The organism is Bradyrhizobium semiaridum, assembly GCF_020329505.1.
GTDB lineage: Bacteria > Pseudomonadota > Alphaproteobacteria > Rhizobiales > Xanthobacteraceae > Bradyrhizobium > Bradyrhizobium semiaridum.
In genome coordinates, this window is sequence record NZ_JAGKJJ010000056.1 from 1 (window position 1) to 8,354 (window position 8,354).

Consider the following 8,354-nt stretch of genomic DNA (forward strand, 5'->3'; position numbering starts at 1 on the left):
AACGGCGGCAGCTGGCAACAGTGACGTCGGCCTCGACGAGATCGGCCACCTGCTCGCGAGCCGCTTCGTCGAGGTGGTGTCCGACCGCAAGGCAAAGCCGCTGACGGCGGCGCTGCGCGACCGCCGCTGCGCGGTGGAGACCGCGCTGTGGATCGACGCCAATTCGCACCACGCCATCGACCTCGACGATGCCGCCGAGCAGGCCGGGCTCAGCACCTTCCATTTCCTGCGGCTGTTTTCGTCGGTGCTCGGCGTCACCCCGCATCAATATCTGGTGCGCTCGCGGCTGCGCCACGCGGCGCGCCGGCTGGCCGACGACGACAGCCCGATCACCGACATCGCCTATGACGTCGGTTTCGGCGATCTCTCCAATTTTGTGCGCAGCTTCCACCGCGCCGCCGGCGCCTCGCCGCTCAAGTTCCGCCAGGCCTCGCGCGGCGACCGCAAGATTTTCCAAGAACGCCTCGCCCTGCAATAGCTAGGGTGCTCCGGCCCGCGCGTCATAGCGCGCTCAACGACTGGAGACCCTATCATGTACGACCATATCGGATTGCGCGTCGCCGACCTCGACGCCAGCGTGCGCTTCTATACCGCTGCGCTGGCGCCGCTCGGCTTCGTGCTGTGCTCGCGTGACGACAGCGGCGCCGGCTTCGGCCCCAAGGGCGAGCCGGCGCTCTGGCTGCATCTGCACAAGGGCAAGGCGCCGGGCGGCGCGCATGTCGCGTTCCGCGCGCCGGATCACGACGCGATCAAGACGTTCCATACCGACGGCCTCAAGGCCGGCGGCAAGGACAACGGCGCGGCAGGCCACCGCAAGGACTATAGCCCGACCTATTACGCCGCGTTCCTGATCGATCCCGACGGCAACAATGTCGAAGCGGTGTGCACGTAACTGCAACCCGTTCCGCCACTTACCGTCACATCCAGCAAACGAGGATTTCGAACCCATGGCTTCCATCTACAAGGACATCCCGATCGACGCCCCGGCCGACCACGTCTGGGACGTGTTGCGCGATTTCGGCGCGGTGCATACGCGGCTGGCGCCGGGCTTCGTGACCGACACCAGGCTTGACGGCGATGCGCGCATCGTCACGTTTTCGAACGGCTCGGTGGCGCGCGAAACGCTGGTCGATTGCAACGACAGCCGGCGGCGGCTGGTCTATGCCATCAAGAGCGAGCGCCTGACGCAGCACTCAGCCTCGGCCCAGGTGTTCTCCGAGGGCGACGGCCGCTGCCGCGTGCTGTGGATTACCGACGTGCTGCCGAACGAGGTCGCGCCCTACATCGACGCGCAGATGGATCAGGGGGCGTTAGCGATGCAGAAGGCGCTGGCGCAGGCCGCGAAGGCGGAGAGTGCGGCGTAGCGGACAGTGGTCCAGCATATCCGGTGTCGTCCCGGCGAAGGCCGGGACCCATAACCACAGGGGGGCGTTGTTGAAACGCGCTGTGGCTCCAGCGTTCAAGAACATTTGACGGTCGTGGTTATGGGTCCCGGCCTTCGCCGGGACGACACTGAATACTTGGTGCCGCTCGTTAGTTACGCATTCAGATTCGCTGCAGACGGCGGACTGCGAGTTGAGACCGCGCCTTCAACGCTACGACAACACCGCCTGCACGTTGCCCACCGCCGCCGGCTTGCCCCAGCGCGTCAGGATCACGCTGAGGCAGGACAGTACGCCGAGCACGCCCATCGAGGCGGCGGCGAGGACGAAGAAGCTTTGCGCGCTGGCCTCATGGGTCGACAGCCACCAGCCGCCGGTGCCGATGAAGATCAGCCGCGCGGTCTGCGCCAGCACCGGGCCGATCACCTTCGCTGCGCCCTGCGAGGAGAAGTACATCGACATGGCAAGGCCGATGAAGGCATACATCGGCGCCGCGGTCGACAGATATTCGTGGCTGGTGGCCCGCACATGCGGATCGTTGGTGAAAAGATTGACCCAGAGATCCGGAAACACCGCGATGAAGCTGCCGACCACGCCCACCGAACAGAACGACACCGCACCCGCGGTCCAGGCGATGCGCCGCGCCCGCGCGACGCGCTCGGCGCCGACCGCCATGCCGATCATCGGCACCGAGGCGATGCCGACGGCGAACGCCACCGAGGTCAGCATGAATTCGAGCCGCGCGCCGATGCCGTAGCCGGCCAGCACCGCGGTGCCGAACTGCGCCAGCATGTGGGTGAAGATCGAGATCGTCAGCACCGATTGCAGCGGCGAGAAGCAGGAGACCGCGCCGACCTTGAGGATGTCGATGAACATCACCCATTGCACGCGCAGCCCCTTGAGCTTTGGCACGACGCGAGCGCGGCCGGAGAACAGATACCAGCCCATCACGCTGATGCTGATCGTGTAGGCGATCAATGAGCCGGCGGCGACGCCGCGCATGCCGAACTGCGGCACCGGGCCGAGGCCGAGCCCCAGCGTTCCGCCGAGGATGATCTGCCAGCACGCCGACGACAGGATCATGGCCGACGGCAGCTTCATGTTGCCGGTGCCGCGCAGGATGCCGGCCATGGTGTTCATCAGCCAGGGCAGGATCGCGCCGCCGAAGAAGATCTGCGAATAGGCGATCGCCTGCGCCAGCACATTGCCGCGGCCGCCGAGCAGCTCGAGCAGGCGCGGGCCGAAGATCAGCATGCCGAGCATGAACGTCACGCCGAACGTCAACCCGATCAGCAGCGCGTGCGCCGCGAGCGCCGAGGCGCGCTCGATCTCGCCGGCGCCGAGCGCACGCGCGATCGAGGACGCGACGCCGCCGCCCATCGCGCCGCCGGACATCGTCATGGTGAGGATCACGCAGGGAAACACCAGCGCCATCGCTGCGAGCGACTCGACGCCGAGCCGGCCGATATAGGAGGTCTCCGCGATCACGACACAGGTGCCTGCGGAGAGCGCGATGACGTTCGGCCAGGCCAGCCAGAGCAGCGTGCGCAGGATCGGCCCGTCGAGCAGCGCGTTGCGCGCCGGCTTGCTCACCGGCGGCGGCAGCGGCCGCTCCGCTTCATCGACGGGTATTTCGGCGAGGCCGAGATCGGACATTTCAACTCCCCGCGCGATCCAGGGAGCCGCGCCATGGTGTTTCCCTACCATGGCGGCGCCGGATTCCATGTGCGCGGGACGCAAGGGGGGCCTGCGCGATTGCAGATGAACCTGGACGCTAGCCGATTGACCAGATCAACCGCGCGCCGGCAGCGCGGTTCGGCTTCAGGTGGACCGGAATGTGCCGCCCGCAGCCGGCCGCCAGCCCCTCGAACAGGCCGGTCAGCACGCTGGCGCAGGCCGGATGATAGTCGGCGACGTCGGCCATCAGCTTCCAGCCGTGCTGACGGATTTCGAACTGGCCTTCGGATTCGCTGATCTCGGCGACATCGTCCTGCGATTCGAAGAGGACGCGCAGGAACGCCACAAATTCCGCCGCATGGCCACGACTGCCACTGAGCGCCCGTGCCACCTCGTCAAAATACTGCATGCCAATCAGCTTCCCGGTGAGATGCAGCAGATAGCTGGCATCCTCCGGGCCGAACGCCTGCACGATCACGGGCGCGGCCGTCTTCACATATTCCATCGCATAGTTGCGATAGGCCTTCTCCAGCCGCGGCTTCGGCCAGCTGTCGACCGGCAGCGCCGGCGCAGTTGCCGGATCGAAGCGCGGCGCCTCGAGATGGCGCGCGAACACCAGGCGCTGGTCGAGCTCGAGCGGATGGTCGTATTCGCAGTAATAACCCTCGAGCCCGTCCTGACCGTCGACGCTCTGCTTGGTGCAGACGAAACCGAGCCGGAGATCGCCGAGGGCTGCGCCGTTATTGGCGTGCCAGCCGCGCAGCATCGCGCGCGACACCTCACCCGGCACGCCGCAGATCGCGGTGCCCTTCCAGATCCAGCGCGGCGGCGGATAGCGGATCCAGGCCTTGCGATCGGTCTCGTACATGTATTCGACGTGCACGCCGCCGATCCAGTTGGAGAGGTAGTGATACTGCGCGGCGGCGACCGCCGGCGGCAGATGATCGAGGCCGAGCTTCTTCAGGCCCGGCAGGAAGCGCTCTTGCTGCTGGCGGCGAAACACCCGGAAGACGAACTCGGCGGCGTCAGCGGTGCCGCGCCGCGTCACCACGGTGAGAATGAGGCCGGTGAAGAAGGCGTGGTAGAGATCGGCGACGCTGCGCCACCTCCACCATTGCGCTTCTTGTGCGCTCTCGCCTGCGGTCATGTTTGCTCCCTTGCTCTCGTTGGCGAGATCGAGCCTCGCGGGCAAGATCGTAGCCCGGATGGAGCGAAGTGCAATCCGGGCCAAGTCCATCCGCGGATGCAGCGGCCCCGGATTACGCTTTCGCTCCATCCGGGCTACGCGGCCTGCTCTTCACCTCGCCCCGCTTGTGGGGAGATCGGAATTCAAGCGCTGCCCATGGAGACTCGCCCTCATCCCGACCTTCTCCCCGCAGGCGGGGAGAAGGAGCGGAGAGAGCCTTCAAACCTTGAACGACTTCCTCAGCAAGGCCGGATAGCGCAGCCCCTGGAAGCCGCCGCGCGCGACGTAGAAGCCGAGCAGTGCGGTCCACAGGCCGGCGTTGCCGTAGCCGCTGAGCATCCACCAGACCACGAGGAACGCCGCGAGCGAGGCGAGCATCAGATTGCGCATCTCGCGCGCCCAGGTCGCGCCGACATAGATGCCGTCGAACCCGAACGCGAACACGCCGGGCAGCGGCGCCAGGATCACGAACAGCAGGAAATCGCGCGCAGTGCGGCGCACCTCCGCGCTGGTCGTCATCAGGTCGATCAGCGCAGGTCCGAACAGCGCGAACAGCGCCGAGACGACGAGCGCGAAGCCGATACCCCACAGCAGCACCAGCCGGGTCGAATCGGCGAATCCCCTGGCATCGCGTGCGCCAAAGGTCCGGCCGCAGAGTTGCTGGGCGGCGTTGGCGAGGCCGTCAAGGAAGAACGCCGAGACCAAAAGGAAATTGTTCAGCACCGAATTGGCCGCCAGCGTCACATCGCCTTCGCGCGCACCCTTGGCGGTGAAGAAAAGGAACACGACGATCAGCGCCGCGGTCCGGATCATGATGTCGCGGTTGACGGCGAGCATGCGCATCAGCTTGGCGCGATCGAACAGCGTGGCGCGCGAGAGGGTAAAGCCGGTCTGCGCGATCCGCCACGCCACGATGACGCCGAGCGCGAAGCCGATCGTCTCGGCAAGCACGGCGGCGATCGCAGCGCCCGCAATGCCGGCACCGTAGGCCTGCACCAGCAACACGGTCGCCACCACGTTGATGACGTTGATCACGATCTGCAACGCCAGCGCGGTGTTGGCGCGGGCCTGTCCGACCAGCCAGCCCAGGATGACGTAATTGCCGAGTGCGAGGGGCGCCGACCAGATCCGGATCATGAAATAGGTTTTGGCGGCGTGCGTCACGCCTTCGCTGCCGCCCATCAGCTGGAACGTGACCGCCGCGAGCGGCACCTGGAGCGCGATCAGCGCGGCGCCGATCAGCCCGGCGACGATGAAGCCGCGAACCAGGATCGCGGCGAATTCCTGCGTCTCGCCGGCGCCCTGCGCCTGCGCGGTGAAGGCCAGCGTCGACATGCGCAGGAACGCGAACAGCCAGAACAGGCAGTCGAAGATCACCGACGCCATCGCGACGCCGCCGAGCAGCGCGGCGTCGTCGAGCCGGCCGATCGCGGTGGTCGAGACGATGCCGATCAGCGGCGTGGTCAGGTTGGCAACCATCGCGGGGCCGGCGATGGCGAACACCTGGCGCGACGTGATCAGGGGATGGACGGGCGCGTGCATGGTCAGAGCTCGACGGTCATGCCGTCGCTCGCCGCGAGGTAAGGCAGGCCGGTGAGGCGGCCGAGCATGTCGTCGCTCATATGAGTGAGCACCACGCGCTTGGCGCCGATGGCGGGCAGATGCGCTTGCAACGTCGTCAGGCTGAGATGGTTTTTCACGATTTTATCGTAGGTGTAGGCTTCCGCGATAAAGAGATCGGCATTCTGCGCGGCCGGGATCAGCGCATCGGTCCATTCGGTGTCGGCGCTGTAGCTGATGATGCGGTCTTCCGCTTCGATGCGGTAGCCTAAAAACGGCCCGCCGGATTCGCCGTGCACGACCGGGTAGGGCGTCACGGCGACCTCGCCGAAGCGGCGCACCTCTTCCGGCGCGAGCGCGACCACCTGGAGATCGAACCGTTGCTTGGTCTTCGAGGAGTGCTCGAACATCACCTCCATCACCTGCGGCAGTTTGGTCTCGATTCCCTGCGGCCCCGCGATCACGAGCGGCCGGGAGCGGCGGGAGAACTGTGCGTCGAGCAGCAGGAACGGCAAGCCGGCGAAGTGGTCGCCATGAAAATGCGTGATCAGGATCAGGTCGATCGCGTCGCGATCGATGCCGAGCCGCTTCATCGCCGGCAGCGACGACGCGCCGCAGTCGATCAGGACGTTGACGCGCGCGCCGGTGAGATGGAAGCAGGTGTTGAAACGGCCGCCGGAGCCGAACGCATCGCCGCAGCCGACAAATTGCAATTGCATCGGCTGCGAACTCTCCTTGGCTTAGCGGCCGCGCGGCGCGCCGAACAGCCGCGATAGCAGCCAGATCGGGATCACGACCACGGCGCCGAGCAGGAAGTAGCGCCAAGCCCAGTTGATCGCGTCGAAGCCGAAATCCCAGATGTTCTGGAACAACCGCTGGATGCTGTAGAGGATGTTCCAGGGATCGAAGCCGATCGTGGCGAGCACGACGCCGACCAGGATCGAGAGCAGGATCAGCCGGAACGCCACCGACAGCGGCGATCCGCCGAGAAAGCGGTACAGGCCGTCATTCTGGCTGGCCGGCAAGTCCCGGACGTCGTTGGGCATCACTGTCTCCTAGCGGAAGCATCCGCATTATAGGTCACGGCGGGGCACATGGGGAACCCGCGATGCGCGATCAATGGCTGCCATGCAATGTTGGAATTAATTCGATGTCATGGTCATTAACAGTCGTTCAAGCGTCTCCAGCCGGTCAGCCTCGCGCGGCGGCTTGTCCCAGCGCAGCCGGTTGATGCGGGGGAAGCGCATCGCGACGCCTGATTTGTGCCGCGGCGAGCGCTGCAGCCCTTCGAACGCGACTTCCAGCACGAGGCCCTGGTCCGGCTCGTGCACGACGTGGCGGACGGGGCCGAATTTCTCGGTGGTGTTGCGGCGGACGAAGCGGTCGATCTGCAACAGCTCCTCGTCCGTGAAGCCGAAATAGGCCTTGCCGACCGGCACCAGCTCGTCGCCGGCCTCGCCGCTTGTCCAGACCCCGAACGTGTAATCGGAATAATAGGACGAGCGCTTGCCGTGGCCGCGCTGGGCATACATCAGCACCGCGTCGATGATGTGCGGATCGCGCTTCCACTTCCACCACGGGCCCTTCGGCCGCCCCGGCAGATAGGGCGCGTCGCGCCGCTTCAGCATTACGCCTTCGACCGCGTCGGCATCGTCGCCGGCGCCGGCCGCCTTCGGATCGGCGCGCGCCGCCGCGAGTTCGTCCCAGCTTGTGAACGGGACAGTCGGCGAGAGATCGATGCGCGGATCGCTCAGCTTCGCGACGAAGCGTTCGAGATGCGCACGGCGCTCGGTGAACGGCAGCTCGCGCAGATCGTTCTCGTCGTCGCCCAGCAGGTCGTAGGCGCGCAGGTGGATCGGGAATTCCTTGATCAGTTTCGGCGAAACCACTTTGCGGTTGAGCCGCTGCTGCAGCACGTTGAAGGTCTGCACCCGGCCCTCGCGCAGCACCAATAGTTCGCCGTCGATGGCGCCGGGCAGGTGCAGCGCCGGCACGAGGTCGGGAAAGCTGCCGGTGATGTCCTCGCCGGTGCGCGAGTAGAGCCGCGTCTGGATGTGGCCGCGTTCGTCGCGGCCGGAGACCGCCTGCACGCGGATGCCGTCCCACTTCCATTCGGCGCTGAAATCGGCGGCGTCGAGATTGGCGAAGTCCGTGTCCTCGATCGCATGCGCCAGCATCACCGGGCGGAACGGCGCCGGATCGCGGTTGACCGGCTTGTCGCCGCGGCCTTCGAGCCAGGCGAACAGGTCGAGATAGGGCGGTGACAGGCCCGGCCACATCAGCTCGATCTCGTGCGGGTCCTTGTCGCCGAGGGCTGCCGCCGCGGTCTTTGCCAGCCGCGCCGAGATCCCGATCCGCATCGCGCCGGTGACCAGCTTCAGCAGCGCCCAGCGCCCGGTCTCGTCGAGCTCATCCAGCCACCGCGCCAGCTGCGCCGGCAGCTCGGCCTTGCCAAGCGTGCGCAGCGTGGTGACGACCTCGGTGAGGGTGGGCGGGGGAGGGTTGTTGTGCCCGGCATTCGCGATGTTGTTGTTCAAGCGGAGCTCACC

At 66.5% G+C, this 8,354-nt stretch carries 9 protein-coding genes; 3 read left to right on the forward strand and 6 right to left on the reverse strand.

Annotated features, from left to right (window positions below; translation table 11 throughout):
• The 3 genes from J6500_RS31255 to J6500_RS31265 form a co-directional block, all read left to right on the forward strand.
• Nucleotides 1-478 (forward strand): helix-turn-helix transcriptional regulator (locus J6500_RS31255; RefSeq protein WP_225716550.1); only part of this gene is annotated, 478 nt, incomplete at its 5' end.
• A gap of 54 nt (nucleotides 479-532) precedes the next feature.
• A complete protein-coding gene (locus J6500_RS31260) occupies nucleotides 533-892 on the forward strand; it encodes a VOC family protein (protein WP_225716551.1) in 360 nt (119 codons plus the stop codon).
• Nucleotides 893-947: 55 nt separating this feature from the next.
• Nucleotides 948-1,364: an SRPBCC family protein gene (locus J6500_RS31265; RefSeq protein ID WP_225716552.1), complete on the forward strand. Its 417-nt coding sequence runs from the start codon at nucleotides 948-950 to the stop codon at nucleotides 1,362-1,364.
• A 231-nt stretch (nucleotides 1,365-1,595) separates the two neighbouring features.
• Here the strand turns inward: J6500_RS31265 and J6500_RS31270 are convergent, their stop codons facing one another.
• The 6 genes from J6500_RS31270 to J6500_RS31295 form a co-directional block, all read right to left on the reverse strand.
• Nucleotides 1,596-3,038, reverse strand: a complete 1,443-nt coding sequence (locus tag J6500_RS31270; protein ID WP_225716553.1) for an MATE family efflux transporter — start codon at nucleotides 3,036-3,038, stop codon at nucleotides 1,596-1,598.
• A gap of 118 nt (nucleotides 3,039-3,156) precedes the next feature.
• Complete coding sequence (locus J6500_RS31275) at nucleotides 3,157-4,206, reverse strand: hypothetical protein (protein ID WP_225716554.1); 1,050 nt, start codon at nucleotides 4,204-4,206, stop codon at nucleotides 3,157-3,159.
• 258 nt (nucleotides 4,207-4,464) lie between these two features.
• Nucleotides 4,465-5,787, reverse strand: a complete 1,323-nt coding sequence (locus tag J6500_RS31280) for an MATE family efflux transporter (protein WP_225716555.1) — start codon at nucleotides 5,785-5,787, stop codon at nucleotides 4,465-4,467.
• A 2-nt stretch (nucleotides 5,788-5,789) separates the two neighbouring features.
• Nucleotides 5,790-6,524, reverse strand: coding sequence for an MBL fold metallo-hydrolase (locus tag J6500_RS31285; protein WP_225716556.1), 735 nt, complete (start codon nucleotides 6,522-6,524; stop codon nucleotides 5,790-5,792).
• Nucleotides 6,525-6,545: 21 nt separating this feature from the next.
• The gene (locus J6500_RS31290; RefSeq protein ID WP_211983705.1) at nucleotides 6,546-6,851 is read right to left on the reverse strand and encodes a DUF6460 domain-containing protein; all 306 of its coding nucleotides are present in this window, start codon (nucleotides 6,849-6,851) and stop codon (nucleotides 6,546-6,548) included.
• Nucleotides 6,852-6,947: 96 nt separating this feature from the next.
• Nucleotides 6,948-8,354: cisplatin damage response ATP-dependent DNA ligase (locus tag J6500_RS31295; protein ID WP_225716557.1), on the reverse strand; the 1,407-nt coding region annotated here is incomplete at its 5' end.